Consider the following 18,653-nt stretch of genomic DNA (forward strand, 5'->3'; position numbering starts at 1 on the left):
GATCCCGATTCATCTGCGTGTTTTTCGTTAGCATAACATCCACCTCATTCAAGCCTTTATATCCCAATTATACAAAAAAGACTGTCGACAAAAACGATTTTCATCGAATTTGTCGACAGTCTGAATGCGCCTTTGGCAGGCGCATTTTTCATACGTTAGGAAATTATAAATTGGCAGCAACAAGAAAACTCGACGTAGGGGCCGATTTTGGAAACAAAGTATAAGTGCATAAAGGAATGCTTCGTAAGCATCAGCATCGCAGGCGGAAAAGTGGAACTTTTCGGTTGAACTACGCCTCTGTCTTCGCCCTAAGGGGCTCGCCAATCGGCGAGTTTTCTTTATTCACTTTGTTTAGGAGATGGAATTTCTTTCATAGCCAGAGTAAGCATCGACAGGGCGACAAACCAGTTAAGCAGGTAATCGTAAGGTACGGTCGTTTTTAATGATGCCATCACCGTGAAAAAAACGGTTGGCAAAGTGACGCTGTAGGCCGACATCCTCCAGAGTTGGGGGTACTTCAGCCTTTTGCCGAAAATATTCTTGAGGATCAGCCCGAACAAAGCCAGCATCGACACCTCAATAAATTTTGCGGCACTCGAGAACAGGTAAATGACGGTAAGCAGGATAGGGATTATGATTACGAGTGCAGTGTCCACAGACTCGAGGAAGCTGGCAACATCCTGTTTGGATACAGTCATATCATCCGCTATGGAATACGGATATGGAGTCACTTGCCCTCCGGCAATAAAAACGAGCTCATCTTTCAATAATGCCACAGCATTTTCGTTATTCTGCAAATCTTGTGCTTCCATCATTCCAGTAGAGTCAAAATATATGGTGAAGTCGTCTTGTTCAATGGTGACTGGCTCTTTTTGGCCAGATTGCAGCACTCCATTTTCGATAGTGAAAGCAGGGATTTCATCATCAATTGTAGCGAGGGCCGCATCCAGGGCGGAATTGATGGCTTGGGAAAAATAATAGCCTGTTGGAATGATAGAAATAAGCGTAATAAAGAAAACATAAAGTATCGTCTTGCCGATTCCCTGGAAACGGAACATCGATATATCTTTAGGCGAATAAAGACTTTTATAAAACTGCTTGAAAATATTCATAGTAGCACACCCTTTAAAAGTTTCAACGAACTAATTTTATCTTTATAGAATGTGTTTAACAACATTTAACTAAACAGGAAAGGCAATATTTGTTGAATTATTGTAAATGTACAGGCATTATATTAAGGTAATGTAAAATAATGTCGAGATTTGTTTCATATTGCATTAAACTTTGTACATGTTTATATACACTGAGCAGATGGTATAGGGGTTGAAGAGTTTGGTTAATTTGTCAGGAATAATCAGCTTTTTGGTGACGCGTACCGGATTCAGGAAACGGCCGCTTCATATGGACCGCGCCTTCATTAAAAAGGCGCCATCCTTTGCCCTTGGACAGGCTAAGGAGGAAGTTTTGCGGATGGGCAAGCTGGCGTTGCAGGGAATGGAAGAATCCTATCAGTTTTTGAAAACAAAGAATTATAAACATTCCAGTGCTGCCCTTCATTTAGAAGAAAGTATTAATGATTTAGACCGTAAGATTACAGATTATTTAATTGAACTGTCATCAAGCTCACTCACGGGACATGAAGCCGAGGAGCATTTGATGCTTTTGGATACTGTACGGGATATTGAACGGATCGGGGATCATTTTGAAAATATCGTAGAATTGGCCGATTATCAACTATCTAATAAGATAAAACTCTCGGGTTTGGCGATGCAGGACCTGGAAAGCATGTTCAGCCTGACTTTCCTTACTGTAAAGGAAGCTCTTTACGCGCTGGACCATCAAGACATGCAGACTGCCAAAAACGTTGTTGAAAAAGAGGAAGAAATCGACGAAATGGAGCGGAGGCTTCGCAAACAGCAAATTCTTCGCATGAATGACGGCTCCTGTACCGGGCATGCCGGGATTGTCTTTGTTGACATTGTAAGCAATCTCGAAAGAATCGGAGACCACGCAGTGAATATTGCGGAAGCCGTTTTAGGAAGTGGCAACTCACGCCAAAATATGTACAGAAACCTATTATGATATAAAGGACTGATTGATTTGGAATACCTTTATTGGGCACTTATCATCATTTTTTTCATCATAGCGTTTGCCGGCTTGCTGTATCCGATTATTCCGAGTGTGCTGTTTTTGGCAGCAGGGTTTATTATGTACGGCATATTATTTTCATTTGAACCATTTAACTGGGTATTCTGGACAATTCAAGGCTTATTCGTGGTGCTGCTGTTCGGGGCAGATTATGTGGCGAACATGGTTGGCGTGAAAAAATATGGTGGTACGAAAGCGGGAGTCTGGGGAAGCACCATTGGCCTTCTGGCAGGACCGTTTGTGATCCCGGTTTTCGGAATACTGGTCGGCCCGTTTCTCGGTGCGATAATCGCAGAAATCGCCGTTAATAAGAAGCACCTGAATGAAGCTGTCAAGATTGGTTTTGGATCTGTTGTGGGTTTCGTCAGCAGTGTGATCACGAAAGGGCTCATCCAGGCCGTGATGGTTATTTATTTTCTTGTGGCTGTATTTTAACATCCTGTACAAGTGACGAGGCCAGAAAAAAATCGTGCTGACCGGCACGATTTTTTTCTGCCTCGATTTAATTCAAACCGCAAATCTCATATGCGCAATTCTGACAGTCGACTTCATGCTTTAAATATTTTAAATTTTTCACGGTGAATTTAAGCTGATCATAGGAAATGATATCTTTTTCCCGCAATTCCTTCAGCATACGCTGAATGACTTCCCTGGTGCCGTATGTAAGGTTGGCCAATTCCTGGTGGGTAAGGGGCAAATCGATTACAATTCCATCGTCTGTCATAACCCCATAGCTGTTGCATAGACGGATGAGGATTGAGTATAGCCCGCCTTTTTTTCCATTCATGATTAAGTCCTGGCATTTCATCTGAGCTTTCAAATACCTTGTGCTCAGCCAGTTGGCCAGGGCACTTATTGCTGTCCTGTCCCCTGTGACAAATTCCTCGAACTGTTCCCTTTTAACCATTATCATCTGGCATTCTGTTAACGTTTTGGCTGAAAAGTGATACTGTGGCTGAAGTTTAAACAATTCGTATTCGATTATCATTTCTTCGCCGTTAAGGATTTTTAATATGAATTCTTTACCTTTCATGTGGACCCTGCCAATCGATACACTTCCGTCCAGGATCAAATAAATGTGATTGACCGGTTCATCTTCCTGGAAAATAATGGAACCAGGCTTGAATTTTTGGACGGTCTCTTTGCCGATAAAGTGCTGTAAAGCTAAACTGTATAAAGATATGGTTTTATCCATAAGGAATCTGCTCCTTCGGTTGGCTGTTACTTTAGGTATAAAAGAGAGTTGACATGATGTCAATAGTATTTTGGTATTTATTGGGATTATTTTTCTGCCCATATGACAAAAATCGTTGACAGGATGCAGCTATTGTTCAATCATGACAATTTTTCGAAACATTCCTGCCTGAAAAAAAAAGCATACGGAAAAAAGAATAATCAACAAAAATCAGGGGAATGTAACTATGTTGTCAGAAGCATTTCATTTGAAACGATTGCCGTTGTCTGGTAATCTTATGCTGTAAACCTGTTAGGACAATTCTGAATTGTATGAGATGAAGAATTATTCTAAAAGAAAAAATGTTACATAGGAGGATGTTAAAAATGGCATTTGAATTACCGCAGTTACCTTACGGATATGATGCACTGGAACCACACATTGACAAGGAAACAATGAATATCCACCACACAAAACACCATAACACATATGTTACGAACTTAAATAACGCTCTTGAAGGCAACGAAGAACTTCTGTCCAAAACGGTTGAAGAAGTTATTTCAAATTTGGATGCTGTTCCTGAAGCAGTCCGCACCGCAGTAAGAAATAATGGCGGGGGACACGCCAACCACACCTTATTCTGGCAAATCCTTTCACCAAACGGAGGAGGCGAACCTTCAGGCGAACTTGCAGATGCGATTAAGCAGAAGTTTGGCGGTTTTGAAGGATTTAAAGAAGAATTCTCAAAGGCGGCAACTACCCGCTTTGGCTCCGGCTGGGCCTGGCTTGTTGTCAATAATGGGGAGCTTGCAGTAACAAGCACGCCTAACCAGGATTCCCCACTGATGGAAGGCAAAACGCCGCTTCTCGGACTTGACGTATGGGAGCACTCATACTACCTTAAATACCAGAACAGAAGGCCAGAATACATCGCTGCTTTCTGGAATGTTGTAAATTGGGAAGAAGTAAATAACCGCTACAATTCAGCCAAATAAATAATTGCAGGAGACAGGCTTTCAGCTAAGCCTGTCTTTTTAATTTCAGGAATAACGGGCAGGAGGTGAAGCATTTAAAAATATGAATAAGATACCGTTTTTAACGGAAACTACCCGTTAGGAAAAGGGGTAGTTTTTAATGATAGAGATCAAAAAGCTCATCGGGGATGTCGAGCTTACTAAGGATTTGACTTTGCTGCTTCTGATCGGGGGACTGTACTCGCTTAGTGTCGCACTTTCAAATACCTTTGTGAATATTTATTTATGGAAGCAGTCCGGTGAGTTCACTGATATCGGGCTTTACAACCTGTCGATTGTCATTCTGCAGCCCTTAACTTTCATTCTTGCGGGCAGATGGGCAAAGAAAATCGACCGGGTGATCGTGTTAAGAATCGGTGTTATTTTTCTTGCATCATTTTATTTGTGTGTTCTTTTTTTTGGCACTAAAGCCTCGGACCTGTTCCTGCTTTTAGGCGGGCTGCTTGGAATGGGCTACGGATTTTACTGGCTGGCGTTCAATGTGCTCACCTTTGAGATCACCGAGCCCGAATCGAGAGATTTTTTTAACGGGTTTCTTGGGATCCTTTCCTCTATAGGCGGTATGTCGGGTCCAATAGCAGCGGGATTTATCATTTCCAGGTTCGAAAAGTTCACCGGGTATTCAATTGTGTTTGGTCTCTCGCTTACCCTCTTCTCGGTCGCGGTTTTCCTGAGCCTTTTCCTGAAGCGGCGCCCCGCTAAAGGCAGGTACTGGTTTCAGAGAATATTGGCTGAGAGAAAAAACAACAAAAATTGGCGGATGATAACGATTGCCAATTTTTTTCAGGGACTGCGCGAGGGTACCTTTGCGTTTGTGATCTCCGTATTTGTTTTTATAACGACTGGAAGCGAAATGGCGTTGGGAACATTTGGACTTATTAATTCAGGAATTTCATTCATAGGGTATTACATGACCTCAAGGATGCTAAAAAAAGAATTCCGTAAAAAAGCGATTTTACTTGGAGGTATCATCCTTTATCTTTCTATTTTCCTGATCGTTTTTGAAATTACATATATGAGGCTGCTGCTGTATGCGGCATGCATCGCAGTTGCCTATCCCCTCCTTCTTGTTCCGTATATGTCCTTGACCTATGATGTAATTGGGCGCGGCTGGAAAGCCGCTGAAATGAGGATTGAATACATCGTTGTCCGGGAAATCTTTATCAATGCGGGGCGAATAGTATCGATTCTGCTTTTTCTGGCGTCGGTCACGTTATTCGACCACAAAACAAGCATGCCGTTTTTGCTGCTGTTTTTGGGAGCGGGCCACACCGTCATTTATTTTTTTATCCGGCAAATTCATTTTTCCGCCGAAGCAGAGCCGGGGTGACAACCGGTTCTTGTAGAAGATAGCTAACTATAATTATGCTTCGAGAATTGTCCAGCTACAGCGCCTGGGGGCTCGGGTCATAAGCTTGTCTAGTTACGGCTCCTTGGGACTCGAGTCCCAGTGCAGTCGCCTCCAAATTTCAATCAATTGGTCAAAAAGGCTAAAGAGCAGCATTCCTGCCGGCTCGTCTTATGCCTGTCGCCGGAATTACAGGATGTAAGGGGTTGAGGCGTTGGGTACATGGATGTGCCCGCTCTTAGCCTCAACTGAGGCGCTTCCACTTTTCCTTATTGGGACTTTTGTTGGAAATGAATGCATATCCCCCTTTCGCAATAGAAAAATCGGCTGTTTTCCTTTAGAATGTTAATAGTGTAAATTTCGACAAAACACTCTAAAGGAAGTGTGGGGAAGTCTTGAATAAGAAAAAGAAAAAAACTCATGTGCCGTTCAGGCTGAACATGGTGTTTTTCGCGGTTTTTTTGTTGTTTTCAACGCTTATTTTCCGATTGGGAATCGTTCAAATAGTGTATGGGGATGATTTTAAAAGAGAAGTTGACCGGACAGAGGACGTAACAGTAAATAATCCGGTCCCCCGCGGGAAGATGTATGACAGAAACATCAAATTGATTGTCGACAATACGCCAAACAAAGCCATTACCTATACAAGGAACCAGGGGACCAAGCCAAAAGAAATGCTGGAAGTGGCAGAGAAGCTGGCGAAGTTGATTATCATGGATGATGAAAAAGTAAAGGAAAGAGATAAAAAGGATTATTGGATTTTAACAAATCCGGAAGCGGCAAAAGAAAAAATAACAAAAAAAGAATGGGATTTATACAACCAGAAAAAGCTGGACGATAAAAAACTGTACGATCTGCAGCTGGAGCGGATAACAGATACTGATTTACAGGCTTTATCTGAAGCGGATATGGAAGTGCTTGCGATTTTCAGGGAATTTAACAGCGGTTATGCGCTCTCCCCGCAAATAGTCAAAAAAAATGTAAGCCCCGAAGAATTCGCAGTTGTCAGTGAAAACCTGGAACGCCTTCCCGGCGTGGATACAACCACAGATTGGGAACGGAATTATGTATATGATAAAACACTAAGGACCATTATTGGAAAAATCAGTGAATCTGATAAAGGACTGCCGAAGGAAAAATTGGATTACTATCTTTCCAGAGGCTACAGCCGAAACGACAGGGTTGGCCTCAGCTATATTGAATTGCAGTACGAAGATGTGCTGCACGGCCAAAAGGCCCGCATCAAAAATATTACCGATAAAGCTGGAAACGTCCTCAGCACAAAGGTCATTTCTGAAGGACAGCGCGGGAAGGACCTTGTTCTGACTATCGATATGGATCTCCAGCTTGCTGTCGAGAAAATCATTGAAGAAGAATTGATGAAGGCGAAGCAGGATGGAAACACACGCTTGCTTGACAGGGCGTTTGTCGTCCTGATGGATCCTAAAACAGGGGAAGTCATCACCATGGCCGGCAAACAGATCGTCAAGGACAAAGAAACCGGCCAGACGGAGATGAATGATTTTGCTAGCGGGAACTTTACCACCTCCTACAACGTTGGTTCTGCTGTAAAAGGAGCAACGGTATTGACAGGATTTAAAACAGGAGCCATCCAGCCGGGCACGTCATTTTTTGATACACCGATCAGGATTAAAAACACGAAGCCAAAAAGCTCCTGGAAAAGTGGTCTGGGAACATTGGACGACATCAATGCCTTGAAGGTATCTTCCAACGTGTACATGTTCAGGACGGCCATTAACGTCGGGAAGGGGCATTACGTGCCTGAACAGCCTTTGCCACTGGACCCTAAAGCCTTTGATACTTTCCGCAATTCGTTCAGCCAGTTCGGGCTGGGCGTCAGGACAGGCATTGACCTGCCGAACGAAATGGTCGGATTCAAAGGTTCAGAACGGGGACCAGGGCTTTTGCTGGACTTCGCAATCGGGCAGTACGACACTTATACACCATTGCAGCTAGCCCAGTATGTATCAGCGATAGCAAATGGCGGTTACCGCGTGCAGCCGCGCATGGTTAAAGAAATCCGTGAACCGCTTATGAAAAACAATGAAATCGGTCCGGTCGTGAAGGAAATTGACCCTGTAATATTAAACCGGATCGACGCGAAACCGGAATGGATCAAGCGTGTCCAGGAAGGATTCAGGAGGGTTATGCAGGAGCCCCAGGGAACAGCAGTCGGCGCTTTCGGAACGGCACCATACAAACCAGCAGGAAAGACTGGGACTGCACAGGCATTTTACGACGGACCAGAACGAGGAAAATTCACGAAACCCCCGGAAGTCATGAATTTGAGCCTGATTGGGTATGCGCCCCATGATAACCCGGAAATCGCGATGTCCGTCATGGTTCCGTGGGCCTATGAAGGGGATCAGGGCCACCATGCAAACAACGACATCGGCCGCCGCGTGCTTGATGCTTACTTCGAAATTAAGAAACAACGCCAGGAAACAAATCCGAATTCGGGACAGCCTGGGCAAACAACAGAAAGCGTACAAGCAGCAGCGCAGCAGGATCCGGTGCAAGGCGAAACAGGCCAGAACCAGTAGAAAAATATACAATATGTTGGAAACTGTCTCTTTCGGAGGCAGTTTTTTTTCGATAAATAGGGGAATACTATCTACAACAAAACCCCTTGGTTTTTTGGTCAAGTTATTGTGGACATAAATCGACAGTATTAATCAAAGTTCATGTGAATTTACAAAACCTTTACATTCAGTTAAAACCGTTTTAAAACTCGGGCAGTATTCTTAGTCTTGTAGGACAAAACAACCATATCTCATAGGGGGAATTACCGAATGAAAAGCTTCAAAAAATTAAGCCTGCTTATCATGCTTGCTGCAGTAATGGTGTTTTCAGCAGCTTGCGGAGGCGGAGATGAAGGCAACAACGGCGGTAATGGAAACAATGACGATAAAAAAGCTGAATTAGAAGGCAGTGTAGTAATCGACGGTTCTGGTACTGTATATCCTTTTATGGCTAAAATGGCTGAAAACTATATGGCAAATGAACAGGAAAATGTTTCTGTTGAAGTAAGCCGCGCAGGAACTTCAGCTGGCTTCAAAAAATTCCTTGCAAAAGACGGAACTGACTTCAACGATGCTTCCCGTCAAATCAAAGACGAAGAGAGAGCAAAAGCTGAAGAATTGGGAATTGAAGTCCAAGAATTGAAGGTCGCATTAGATGGTCTGACATTCGTAATCAATAAAGACAATGATTGGGCAAAAGAACTAACACAAGAAGAAATCATCAACATTTTCCTTGCTGAAAAAGGCATGAAAAAATGGTCTGATGTCCGCCCGGACTTCCCGAATAAAGAAATCAAAACCTATGGACCTAACGAAAACCATGGAACTTATGAATTCATGTTTGAAAACATCCTGGAAGAAAAATCACTTCCTGAAGGAATCAATTTACAGCAAGACTACTCAACTCTGGTAGACCTGGTGTCAAAAGACAAAAATGCTATCGCATTCTTCGGCTATGGCTACTATGAAAACAATAAGGATAAGCTGGCTGCGGTTAAAGTTAACTTTGGCAATGGCCCGGTTGAGCCTTCACTAGACACAATTGCTGAAGATGGCGAATACGCTCCTTTCACTCGGCCAGTATTCAGTTACCTGAATGTGGATCATGCTAAAGAAAAGCCAGAAGTATTAGATTATGCAATCTATACTATGGAAAACGCACAGGACGTTGCGAAAGAAACTGGATTCGCTCCATTGTCTGATGAAGACAAGAAGGCTGCGCTTGATGCTTTAAATGCATTGAAGTAATCTAGAAAAGCAAGCTGATTATCCCTGGAAGATGAGAAGTATATCCTTCTCATCTTCTTGCGTGTGTAAAAAAGGTTTGCAAGGCTCTTCCTTGGATAATATAAGGATGAAAGGGGTTTTTATTAGTGCAAAAGACTGAGGGTCGTCAAAGCGGCAGTCAACTTAATATCAGTCAATTAATACAAGAGAAGAAGAAGGCAAAGAGTATCAGCACTTACACTGAGAAATTGATACCTGGCCTACTATTCACGATTGCTGCAATTTCTGTGCTTACAACAATTGGCATCCTGTTTACTCTCCTGCGCGAAACTGTGATGTTTTTTAAAGAGGTTCCGGTATTGGAATTCTTTACAGGTACCAAGCTTAAACCTTTGGGTGATGACGCTGTTTTCGGTGTGCTGCCGTTGTTGACAGGGACCGTTATTTCATCGGCGATCGCTATGCTGGTCGCTATTCCTATAGGTGTCATGACAGCAGTTTTCCTAAGTGAATATGCCTCCGACAACCTTAGGAGGGTCCTTAAGCCGATTCTCGAAATTCTTGCAGGGATTCCAACAATAGTGTATGGCTTTTTTGCCTTTACATTCGTTACTCCGTTATTAAGATCAATCATACCCGGATTAGAACCTACGAACATACTTAGTCCCGGCATCGTTATGGGCATCATGATCATTCCTATGGTGGCGTCATTATCTGAAGACGCGATGAGCGCTGTGCCTAACTCCATGCGTGAGGGAGCTTTGGCATTGGGTTCAACAAAGCTTGAGGTAGCGTGGAAAGTTGTTATTCCAGCTGCTATTTCTGGGATTATCGCGTCATTTGTACTTGGAATTTCACGAGCTATTGGGGAAACAATGATTGTTACAATTGCGAGCGGAAGTTCAAAGAACTTTACATTTGATATAACACAATCGATGCAGACCATGACAGCTTATATTGTTGAAGTGACTGGCGGCGAGGCTGCAGCTGGAACCACATTGTATTACAGTTTATACGCAGTTGCCATGACATTATTTGTATTTACCCTGGTCATGAATCTAATAGCTCAATATATATCCCGTAGATTCAGGGAGGAATATTAATTATGAAGCATGTAGACGCTGCGCAAGTTCAAAAGAAAATGGGTTCACGGCTGCTTACGAACAATCTGGCAAAGGGATTGTTCTTTTTGGCGACATTATTTGGGCTCGTTGTTTTGATTATTCTCATATACCGTGTTGTTTCGCAAAGCCTTGGATGGATCGATGCAGACTTCTTGATGAATAAATTATCTACCGATCCAGAAAGAGCCGGAATCATGGGGGCTATATTAGGGACATTGTGGCTGATGCTTGTTGTCGCTCCAGTAACAATGCTTTTAGGAGTCGGAACTGCCATCTATCTAGAAGAATATGCCAAAAAAGGATGGCTCCAGTCCTTCATTCAAACCAATATATCCAATCTCGCGGGTGTACCATCTGTTGTTTTTGGAATCCTCGGCCTGACTGTTTTTGTAAGGGCACTTGATTTAGGTTCAGTCGTATTGGCTGGAGGACTGACAATGGCGCTGCTCGTACTTCCTGTCGTTGTTGTTGCCAGCCAGGAAGCGATACGTGCGGTCCCGCAATTTTTAAGAGAGGCTTCATACGGAATGGGTGCCACAAAGTGGCAAACAGTAAAAAATGTTGTGCTGCCTGCATCCATCCCTGGAATCCTGACGGGTGTCATATTAGCCCTCTCCCGTGCCATCGGTGAAACGGCACCGCTTGTCGTTATTGGTATTCCGGCATTGCTTATCCCTCTTCCGGATGGCATCTTTGACAGGTTTACGATATTGCCTGTGCAGATTTATTATTGGACAATAGACTCAGCACTTGTCGACGAATATGCAAATCTTGCTGCTGCAACAATTGTGATTTTGCTGATTGTCTTGTTTGCGATGAATTCCATTGCAATTATCATTAGAAACAAGTTCCAAAACAGATTTTAATCCAGGAGGAATATGTGATGGCGGTAATATCAGAAAGCGAAAAGAAAATAACTTCAAACCGTGCTGGATCCGATGCGTCCGGAACAGCCAAAAAAACTGTTTATCATACAAAAGATCTGAATCTCTGGTATGGGGAAGGACACGCTTTAAAAAACATCAATCTTGAAATAAATGAAAATGAAGTAACAGCGATCATCGGTCCTTCTGGCTGCGGAAAATCCACCTATATCAAAACGCTCAACAGAATGGTGGAATTGGTTCCTTCGGTTCGCATTTCCGGGGAGATTCTGTACAGGGAACAAAATATTTTAGATAAGGATTACAAGGTTGAAGATTTAAGGACACGAGTAGGAATGGTTTTCCAAAAGCCAAATCCGTTCCCAAAATCCATTTACGATAATATTGCATATGGTCCAAGAATACACGGGATCCGCAATAAAAAAGTTTTAGATGAAATTGTTGAGCAGAGCCTTCGTGGAGCTGCGATCTGGGATGAAGTCAAAGACCGTCTTAACCAGAATGCATATGGGCTTTCCGGCGGACAGCAGCAGCGCCTGTGCATTGCCCGCTGCCTTGCGATCGAACCGGATGTCATCCTGATGGACGAACCAACTTCAGCTCTCGACCCAATTTCAACATTAAAGGTAGAGGAATTGGTCCAGGAATTGAAAAAAGATTTTAGCATTATCATCGTGACCCATAATATGCAGCAGGCAGCCCGTATTTCCGATAAAACTGCCTTCTTCTTAAACGGTGAAGTCGTTGAGTTTGCAGATACTAATAAAATCTTTTCAAATCCATCCGACCAGCGTACGGAAGATTACATTACCGGACGTTTCGGGTAATATAGGATATACTACGTTTTTATACCCGCAGAATTTGAGGCAGTTTTTCTTATGTTGAACGAAGGGAGCATGACTGATGGTTGTTAGGGAAAGATTCCAAGAGGACTTAAAAGAGCTGCAAAGCAAATTGATCGACCTTGGCCATATGGCCGATGAAGCGCTGACGAGATCTTTAGAAGCCCTTGAAACTAAAAATGTGGAACTTGCGTTAAAAATTATGGATGAGGACGCAAAAGCTGATTCTCTTGAAGAGGATATTAATGATTTTGCCATTTTGCTAATAGCCAAGCAGCAGCCTGTAGCGATCGACCTGCGCAGGATTATTGTGGCAATCAAGATTGCTACAGATATTGAGAGGATTGCTGATTTTGGTGTCAATATTGCCAAATCAGCTATCAGGATCGGGAATGAGCCGCTCATCAAGCCGATCGAGCATATCCGGCAAATGCACAAGCTAACCTCTGACATGCTCAGAATGTCGATTGAAGCTTTTAATGATGAGGACATCGCAAAAGCAAAACAAGTTGCGGAAATGGATGACCAGGTTGACTCTTTATATGGCCAAACCATCCAGGACCTGCTCAAGCTTAACCAGACAAACCCAGAGCAAATTGGGCAAATCACGCAATTGTCATTTGTATGCCGTTATTTAGAAAGAGCAGCTGACCATACAACAAACATTGCCGAGAATATTTTCTACCTCGTCAAAGGCAAGCGCTACGACCTGAACGGTTAACACGAAGGCGGAAACGCATTTTAACTTCAACGGATAACCAGGGCAGCAAAAAGGAGCAGGGACTTTGTCCCTTGCTCCTTAATTTTTTGTAATGACTTTTGCGATTTCTTCGAACGTTTGACCGGCCGTCAATTCAAATGAACCGAGTTGAATTTGTGTATGGTAGCCACTGTCGATAAGGAATCGTTCAAAACCGTTCGTGTCGCCGATCAGTTTTTCCCGATATAAAATATCGGCAATCTCCTGTATCGTCATTCCACTGGCGACCGTTAAAACAATTTTCTTCTGTTCTGCTTCACTTTCAGGTGTTGCAGCCTCACCAGCTTGCGCTTCGGTTGCAAGCGGCGTTTTGTCTGTGACTGTTTTATTTTCCTGGCTCGTTTGTTTTTCTTTTAAGGAAGCAAGCTCTGCGGCACTGATGACCTCATAGCCCTCTTCTCCAAGCATCTCCTTCGCATCTGCAACTGATACATCTGCCTTATCAGGGTTTTCAGAAAAATGATCCTTAAATCCAAGGATGCCCGCTGCAAGGAAAATCCCGAACGCAAATGCCCTTATTGTCCGCTTATCCATGCTGGGCTCCTGTATTGCCGGGCTGTTGAAGTATTTGTTCTACTTCATATACAGAAAGGGACGATTGCCTTGCGATTTGTTCAACCGTTTTGCCCTGGACGGAAAGCGACCGAACCTGATTTTTGATGATATCATGTATTTCCTTTGCAGCAACAGGCCTGGCGGGAGCTGGTGCTGCAAGGCTATCATCACTCACAAGCAGTTCTTCTTCCAGAACTTTTAGCTTTTTTTTGATTTGATAGAGCTCCTGCACTTGCTGGATCGTCAGCTGGTCAATTTCCTCACTTAATGTTTTGTAAGGATCCTTAACGAAAAACGAAACCAGGAATAATAGAACAGACAAACAAAACAAACCTAAAATAAAGTAATCCATAAATATGCACCTCTGTCCTTCTAATCACAGATAAAATCATTTTATCATTGGATTCTTCAATTTTCGACTGTAAATCAATACCTCTTGCTGAATTAGGTTATATTGTCACATAAAGGTGCCAAATGTCTCCAGAAAATGTCGAAACTAAGAACTGCAGGACTACTCTGTCATATGCGGCAAAAATAAAATGCGCCTGCTTCTGGTCATATTAGCAGGCCACACAATAATCGACAAAATGCGTTCATTGTGAACATAGATAATCGGTGCTAACATAATTTTATAGAATAAGCCGGAATCAAATTGAATATATTAATAAATTAAAAATATAAGAGGTGCCGCCGTGATTGATGAAATCGTTAGGTTAAGAAGGCAAGGCCTGTCGTTCCAGCAAATTGCGAAAGTGCTAAGCTCAACAGTTGGAAAAGTTCAGAACGAGTGGGCTAAACAGTCTGGAAGCAACGAGATTTCGCAATTTGATAAAACTAAGCCGATGCCCGCCGGAAGTGCACCTGGCCTGAAAAGATTACGGAAAAATCCCTATGTTCCATTTTCCGACCGTATCGATGCCCAATTACATTCCCATAGAAAAATGAAAGTTTCCTGGAGAATCTCAAAATTTACGTACCAACTGCTGAGTGGATTTTTCGTTGTTCCATTGGACGAGTTGAAAAAATCCCTGCGCCTCTATGATGTGACTTCACTTATCTTTAACGGAAGCAATCAACACAGTGTAATGGAAATCATGATTCCGGATGCGCAACAAAGCTGGCTGTTGAAGGGCTTAAAGCCAAACAGGTCATATGTTGTGGAAATTGGCGTGAAGCTGGGCGAGAACAGCTTTTTGCCAATCGTGAGGTCTGTCGCAGTCCTAGTACCGGGATATGGCGAAGGGACAGGCCCTGTTCAGGGTGACCCGGGCATTTGTCTTAACAACATGTACACTCCGCCTGCATGGACAGAACATGTAAGTACTTACAGTTATTATGAAACTGTGCAGGCAACCTTACCTGTGCAAAAAACGGCTGAACCACCGGCTGATGCACCTGTGTCAGGCGAACCAGACTTGGGCCGGCCTGCTTCGTATAGCCGGTACTCAACGGACCATGAATGGAAAGTCGAAGGGGAGCCAGTTGCGAGAATAATGATGCTTTCCTGGGAATATCCCCCAAATATTGTCGGAGGGCTGGCCAGGCATGTGCATGGGCTCGCTGTGCACCTTGTGAAACTTGGCTTTGAAATACATGTCATTACGGCCGCGCCTTTTGGGGCAGCTTCTTACGGACAATCAGATGGCGTGCACATCCACCGGGTGATGCCGTTAAATGCCCAGGACCAGGATTTTCTGTCATGGATCGGGGGCCTGAACATACAGCTTGCGCAAAAGGGCCTTGAAATTGCTGCAGCGCTTAAATTTCAATTAATACATGCCCATGACTGGCTGGCAGGGGCTGCCGCCATGTCGCTCAGTTCCGCCCTTTCACTCCCTTTGGCCGTAACAATCCACGCAACTGAGCATGGACGGCATATGGGGATATATACTGAAATGCAGCGGTTTATTTCAGGCAAGGAAGAGCAGCTGGCACGAGCTGCTGACCAGTTGATCGTTTGCAGTGAGTTTATGAAGGAAGAGGCTATTAAACATTTTAATATCCAGGAATCAAAAATCGCCGTTATTCCCAACGGGGTTGAAAAAGAAACCGGCAACGGCCATACCCAAACTGCAGGGGAAGTTTATCCGTTTATTCATGGAAGGAAAATCGTGTTTTCTATCGGGAGAATGGTCCATGAAAAGGGCTTTGAAACATTGATTGAAGCAGCCGGCCATCTCAAAGCGTCCGTCGATGATATATGTTTTATCGTTGCGGGAAAAGGCCCTCTTCTCGAACATTACAGACAGCTTGTCAGGGAAAAACAATTGGATGATCTAGTATATTTTATTGGTTTTATCAGCGATGAGATAAGGAACATTTTGTTTGAGAAATGCTTCCTTGCTGTTTTCCCAAGCCTGTATGAACCATTCGGGATTGTGGCGGTTGAAGCGATGTCGTATGGGAAACCAGTGATTGTTTCAGAAACAGGCGGCCTGAAAGGAATTATCCAGCCTCTTACAACCGGCCTGCTTGCGAAACCAGGAGACGCGGGCGACCTGGCAGCCCAAATGTCTTTTTTGCTGAACAATGTAAAAGAAGGAGAGATCATCGGTTCGAAAGCCCGGCAGCTTGTAGAGAAATGGTATGGCTGGAACCGTGTCGCCCTTGAAACAAAACGGATATTTGAAGAAACAATGATCATATCGAAAATTTAGCTGAGTAATGACAAAAATTAAATCCAACTAAAAAGGTGCAGCCAAATGAATACAAATTTATTTTTTGACGTTGAAGACAAAATACAAAAGTACGTGGAACGTGAACCGCTGGTAACGACACCATGCCTATGGCTGGCTGGAAAAGCATACTGGGTGAACAATAATTTTGAAAGACTGATCATAAAAGAAGGTTTGTCAATAAAAATTAAACAGGAGCATATACATTCAAAAATACGCCTTTCTGACATGTACATCACCAACCATAACGATTGCAGGAAAGAGTTGAAACTGATTGTTATGCATCAATACGCTGTTGCCTCGAATGATCACTTTACTTTTGTTTCTCCGACAGACAAGGTTATTTTTCACTTTGCCAATAGCCAAGTGTTTCTTGTGAACGGAGTCGCCAGTCGGGAAAAAATCCAGCAAAGTACGGTACAGCCGGTATGGAATGTGAAAACAGATAATTTATGGAGTTGCCGGGAGAACGGCCATCTCAAATACCAGCCAATGGCCAAGGGGCTTGCCGCCAGTCTCTATTCCATTCAGCTGTCCATTCCGGCTTGCAAAACAGTAAAAAGCAGCAACTGGGTGATCCAGGGCAGTGCCAAAGATGAACTGCTTGAACTAAACAAGGCAGTTTTAAAAAAACACACTAGCATTTCAATTTAAAAAGTGATATTATAGAAAAGTCGTATGAACGAACCTAGCTTGAATTGTTTGGAGGGAAATAACCATGCGTGTAAATATTACGTTAGCTTGCACAGAGTGCGGAGATCGTAACTATATTTCAACAAAAAATAAAAGAAATAATCCAGATCGCCTTGAGCTGAAAAAATATTGCCCAAGAGAAAAACGCACAACTGCACATCGCGAAACAAAGTAAGCAGCGGACATAAATCCCGCTGCTTTTTTTGTACTTTCATATAATTCCTTAAAATGTTAAAGTCAATTCAGAGGTGTTCGGAAAAAACCAACATGGGGGGCATCTAATGGAACGAAAGAAGCTGCTAAGGGCCGAGATGAAGAACGAACTGTCGTCCCTGTCCATGCCGTTATATGAAGATATGTCTTATCAAATTGCTCTTAACCTTTACGATGATGAACATTGGAAGGAAGCAGCTGTTGTAGGGGTTACTATTTCCCGGTATCCTGAGGTCGATACCTTACAAATCATCCGCAGGGCATGGAGCGAGGGAAAACATGTCTGCGTCCCGAAATGCCTGCCGGTTACAAGGGAGATGTCATTCAGGAAGCTTACAAGGTTTTCCCAGCTCGAATCTGTTTATTCTGGATTATTTGAACCTGTCAAAGCAGAAACAGTTGAAATTTACCCGTCTGGAATTGATCTTCTCATTGTTCCTGGCCTATCCTTTACAAAGAAGGGGTACAGACTTGGTTTCGGTGGTGGATATTATGACCGCTTTCTAACTGGATATAAGGGGCGGACAGTGTCACTTGCCTTTGAAATGCAAATAGTTCCCGAACTGCCAGTAGAATCACATGATATTCCGGTTTCAAAACTAATTACTGAAAAAGGGGTATTTCGTATTGGCTCTTGAAGTGCTGTTTACTATAATCTTCGTCGGGCTGGTGAGCATCGCTGGATACTATTTCTCTTTTTTAACTGCATCCGGTGCTGCTGCAGCATTCGTCACTGGCTGCTGTGCCACTGCAGGATATGGTATGGAAGGGCTGCTGCTTTTAGGTATTTTCTTTGCAAGTTCAAGTATATGGTCAAAGTATAAGCACCGCGAAAAAGAGTTTTTAAAAAATATACATACAAAGGGCTCTGCCCGCGACTGGATCCAGGTCGCCGCAAATGGAGGAATTGCTGCCGCCGCTGCACTGGCAGCATTTGTATGGGAAAACCCGGTGTGGCTTCTCGCCTACTGCATTTCTATTGCAAGCGCAAATGCGGACACTTGGGCTTCCGAGCTTGGGACTCTCAGTAAACAGCCGCCCATTTCCATTCGCACCTTTAAAAGGGCTGCCACGGGAGTGTCCGGGGCTATTTCGGGGCCTGGCACACTGGCTGCCGTTTTTGGTGCCCTGTTGATTGCCGTTTCAGCAGATGCCCTTTTTCAGCTGGAAATGCCTGAAACACTTATTATTTTTACAGCCGGTGTTGCGGGCATGCTTGTTGATTCTGTTATTGGCGCTTTTTTCCAGGCTTCATATCAGTGCACTGAATGCGGGCATATCACGGAGAATCCACGGCACTGCGGGAGACCAGGCCGATTGATCAGTGGACATATGTTGATGGATAATGATATGGTAAATCTCCTATCAAGTTTGATAGCGGTAATACTGGGAATAAGTCTGTATAAATTCGTTTAAAAATATTTCATAATGGG

19 protein-coding genes are annotated in these 18,653 nt (G+C 43.4%); 15 read left to right on the forward strand and 4 right to left on the reverse strand.

Features of this window, described 5'->3' with window-relative positions; translation table 11 throughout:
• Window positions 1–338: 338 nt before the first annotated feature.
• The gene (locus tag CVD19_RS23565; RefSeq protein ID WP_101585623.1) at window positions 339–1,112 is read right to left on the reverse strand and encodes a DUF1189 domain-containing protein; all 774 of its coding nucleotides are present in this window, start codon (window positions 1,110–1,112) and stop codon (window positions 339–341) included.
• 220 nt (window positions 1,113–1,332) lie between these two features.
• On the opposite strand from CVD19_RS23565, the gene CVD19_RS23570 reads away from it, so the two are divergent.
• On the forward strand, window positions 1,333–2,082 hold the full coding sequence (locus tag CVD19_RS23570) for a PhoU domain-containing protein (protein WP_374702920.1): 750 nt from the start codon (window positions 1,333–1,335) through the stop codon (window positions 2,080–2,082).
• Window positions 2,083–2,100: 18 nt separating this feature from the next.
• Entirely contained in the window at window positions 2,101–2,583 is a 483-nt protein-coding gene (locus CVD19_RS23575; protein WP_101585624.1) for a DUF456 domain-containing protein, read from the forward strand.
• A gap of 67 nt (window positions 2,584–2,650) precedes the next feature.
• On the opposite strand, the gene CVD19_RS23580 is transcribed toward CVD19_RS23575, so the two are convergent.
• On the reverse strand, window positions 2,651–3,343 hold the full coding sequence (locus CVD19_RS23580) for a Crp/Fnr family transcriptional regulator (RefSeq protein ID WP_101585625.1): 693 nt from the start codon (window positions 3,341–3,343) through the stop codon (window positions 2,651–2,653).
• Window positions 3,344–3,708: 365 nt separating this feature from the next.
• Between CVD19_RS23580 and CVD19_RS23585 the strand changes: the two genes are divergently transcribed.
• From CVD19_RS23585 to phoU, 8 genes are all read left to right on the forward strand, one after another.
• Window positions 3,709–4,317, forward strand: coding sequence for a superoxide dismutase (locus tag CVD19_RS23585; protein WP_101585626.1), 609 nt, complete (start codon window positions 3,709–3,711; stop codon window positions 4,315–4,317).
• 139 nt (window positions 4,318–4,456) lie between these two features.
• Window positions 4,457–5,686 carry an MFS transporter gene (locus CVD19_RS23590; protein ID WP_101585627.1) on the forward strand — a complete coding sequence of 410 codons (1,230 nt, stop codon included), beginning with the start codon at window positions 4,457–4,459 and terminating at the stop codon, window positions 5,684–5,686.
• Between the two features lie 458 nt (window positions 5,687–6,144).
• Complete coding sequence (locus CVD19_RS23595; protein WP_101585653.1) at window positions 6,145–8,268, forward strand: peptidoglycan D,D-transpeptidase FtsI family protein; 2,124 nt, start codon at window positions 6,145–6,147, stop codon at window positions 8,266–8,268.
• A gap of 249 nt (window positions 8,269–8,517) precedes the next feature.
• Window positions 8,518–9,495 (forward strand): PstS family phosphate ABC transporter substrate-binding protein, encoded by a 978-nt coding sequence (locus CVD19_RS23600; RefSeq protein WP_101585628.1) that lies wholly within the window; start codon window positions 8,518–8,520, stop codon window positions 9,493–9,495.
• A 167-nt stretch (window positions 9,496–9,662) separates the two neighbouring features.
• Complete coding sequence (pstC, locus tag CVD19_RS23605) at window positions 9,663–10,577, forward strand: phosphate ABC transporter permease subunit PstC (protein WP_374702921.1); 915 nt, start codon at window positions 9,663–9,665, stop codon at window positions 10,575–10,577.
• A 2-nt stretch (window positions 10,578–10,579) separates the two neighbouring features.
• Entirely contained in the window at window positions 10,580–11,464 is an 885-nt protein-coding gene (gene pstA / locus CVD19_RS23610) for a phosphate ABC transporter permease PstA (RefSeq protein WP_101585630.1), read from the forward strand.
• Window positions 11,465–11,481: 17 nt separating this feature from the next.
• Window positions 11,482–12,309, forward strand: coding sequence for a phosphate ABC transporter ATP-binding protein PstB (pstB, locus tag CVD19_RS23615; RefSeq protein WP_101585631.1), 828 nt, complete (start codon window positions 11,482–11,484; stop codon window positions 12,307–12,309).
• 76 nt (window positions 12,310–12,385) lie between these two features.
• Complete coding sequence (gene phoU / locus CVD19_RS23620) at window positions 12,386–13,045, forward strand: phosphate signaling complex protein PhoU (RefSeq protein ID WP_180953777.1); 660 nt, start codon at window positions 12,386–12,388, stop codon at window positions 13,043–13,045.
• Between the two features lie 78 nt (window positions 13,046–13,123).
• On the opposite strand, the gene CVD19_RS23625 is transcribed toward phoU, so the two are convergent.
• Together CVD19_RS23625 and CVD19_RS23630 are read right to left on the reverse strand one after the other, a co-directional pair.
• Window positions 13,124–13,618 carry a hypothetical protein gene (locus CVD19_RS23625; protein ID WP_101585633.1) on the reverse strand — a complete coding sequence of 165 codons (495 nt, stop codon included), beginning with the start codon at window positions 13,616–13,618 and terminating at the stop codon, window positions 13,124–13,126.
• Window positions 13,611–13,991 carry a hypothetical protein gene (locus CVD19_RS23630; RefSeq protein ID WP_101585634.1) on the reverse strand — a complete coding sequence of 127 codons (381 nt, stop codon included), beginning with the start codon at window positions 13,989–13,991 and terminating at the stop codon, window positions 13,611–13,613. The genes CVD19_RS23625 and CVD19_RS23630 overlap by 8 nt, the downstream gene beginning before the upstream one ends.
• Before the next feature lie 340 nt (window positions 13,992–14,331).
• On the opposite strand from CVD19_RS23630, the gene CVD19_RS23635 reads away from it, so the two are divergent.
• The 5 genes from CVD19_RS23635 to CVD19_RS23655 all read left to right on the forward strand — a co-directional run bounded on the left by CVD19_RS23635 (window position 14,332) and on the right by CVD19_RS23655 (window position 18,636).
• Window positions 14,332–16,296, forward strand: a complete 1,965-nt coding sequence (locus CVD19_RS23635) for a glycosyltransferase (protein WP_101585635.1) — start codon at window positions 14,332–14,334, stop codon at window positions 16,294–16,296.
• A 45-nt stretch (window positions 16,297–16,341) separates the two neighbouring features.
• Window positions 16,342–16,968, forward strand: coding sequence for a hypothetical protein (locus CVD19_RS23640; RefSeq protein ID WP_101585636.1), 627 nt, complete (start codon window positions 16,342–16,344; stop codon window positions 16,966–16,968).
• A gap of 64 nt (window positions 16,969–17,032) precedes the next feature.
• Window positions 17,033–17,182, forward strand: coding sequence for a 50S ribosomal protein L33 (rpmG, locus tag CVD19_RS23645; protein ID WP_015594975.1), 150 nt, complete (start codon window positions 17,033–17,035; stop codon window positions 17,180–17,182).
• Between the two features lie 106 nt (window positions 17,183–17,288).
• Entirely contained in the window at window positions 17,289–17,858 is a 570-nt protein-coding gene (locus CVD19_RS23650) for a 5-formyltetrahydrofolate cyclo-ligase (RefSeq protein WP_101585637.1), read from the forward strand.
• Window positions 17,848–18,636, forward strand: coding sequence for a DUF92 domain-containing protein (locus CVD19_RS23655; protein WP_257985274.1), 789 nt, complete (start codon window positions 17,848–17,850; stop codon window positions 18,634–18,636). Before CVD19_RS23650 ends, CVD19_RS23655 begins: the two co-directional genes overlap by 11 nt.
• Window positions 18,637–18,653: the final 17 nt, after the last annotated feature.

Origin of the sequence: Bacillus sp. T33-2 (assembly GCF_002860205.1) — a bacterium.
In the GTDB taxonomy this organism is placed as follows: domain Bacteria; phylum Bacillota; class Bacilli; order Bacillales; family Cytobacillaceae; genus T33-2.

What these genes read in the sequence shown, in the direction of transcription:
- CVD19_RS23650 (WP_101585637.1), top strand. Translation starts at nt 17,289, where the DNA reads ATGGAACGAAAGAAGCTGCTAAGGGCCGAGATGAAGAACGAACTGTCG.
- CVD19_RS23585 (WP_101585626.1), top strand. Translation starts at nt 3,709, where the DNA reads ATGGCATTTGAATTACCGCAGTTACCTTACGGATATGATGCACTGGAA.
- CVD19_RS23565 (WP_101585623.1), bottom strand. Translation starts at nt 1,112, where the DNA reads ATGAATATTTTCAAGCAGTTTTATAAAAGTCTTTATTCGCCTAAAGAT.
- rpmG (WP_015594975.1), top strand. Translation starts at nt 17,033, where the DNA reads ATGCGTGTAAATATTACGTTAGCTTGCACAGAGTGCGGAGATCGTAAC.
- CVD19_RS23590 (WP_101585627.1), top strand. Translation starts at nt 4,457, where the DNA reads ATGATAGAGATCAAAAAGCTCATCGGGGATGTCGAGCTTACTAAGGAT.
- CVD19_RS23640 (WP_101585636.1), top strand. Translation starts at nt 16,342, where the DNA reads ATGAATACAAATTTATTTTTTGACGTTGAAGACAAAATACAAAAGTAC.
- pstB (WP_101585631.1), top strand. Translation starts at nt 11,482, where the DNA reads ATGGCGGTAATATCAGAAAGCGAAAAGAAAATAACTTCAAACCGTGCT.
- phoU (WP_180953777.1), top strand. Translation starts at nt 12,386, where the DNA reads ATGGTTGTTAGGGAAAGATTCCAAGAGGACTTAAAAGAGCTGCAAAGC.
- CVD19_RS23595 (WP_101585653.1), top strand. Translation starts at nt 6,145, where the DNA reads ATGGTGTTTTTCGCGGTTTTTTTGTTGTTTTCAACGCTTATTTTCCGA.
- pstA (WP_101585630.1), top strand. Translation starts at nt 10,580, where the DNA reads ATGAAGCATGTAGACGCTGCGCAAGTTCAAAAGAAAATGGGTTCACGG.
- CVD19_RS23600 (WP_101585628.1), top strand. Translation starts at nt 8,518, where the DNA reads ATGAAAAGCTTCAAAAAATTAAGCCTGCTTATCATGCTTGCTGCAGTA.
- CVD19_RS23625 (WP_101585633.1), bottom strand. Translation starts at nt 13,618, where the DNA reads ATGGATAAGCGGACAATAAGGGCATTTGCGTTCGGGATTTTCCTTGCA.
- CVD19_RS23630 (WP_101585634.1), bottom strand. Translation starts at nt 13,991, where the DNA reads ATGGATTACTTTATTTTAGGTTTGTTTTGTTTGTCTGTTCTATTATTC.
- CVD19_RS23580 (WP_101585625.1), bottom strand. Translation starts at nt 3,343, where the DNA reads ATGGATAAAACCATATCTTTATACAGTTTAGCTTTACAGCACTTTATC.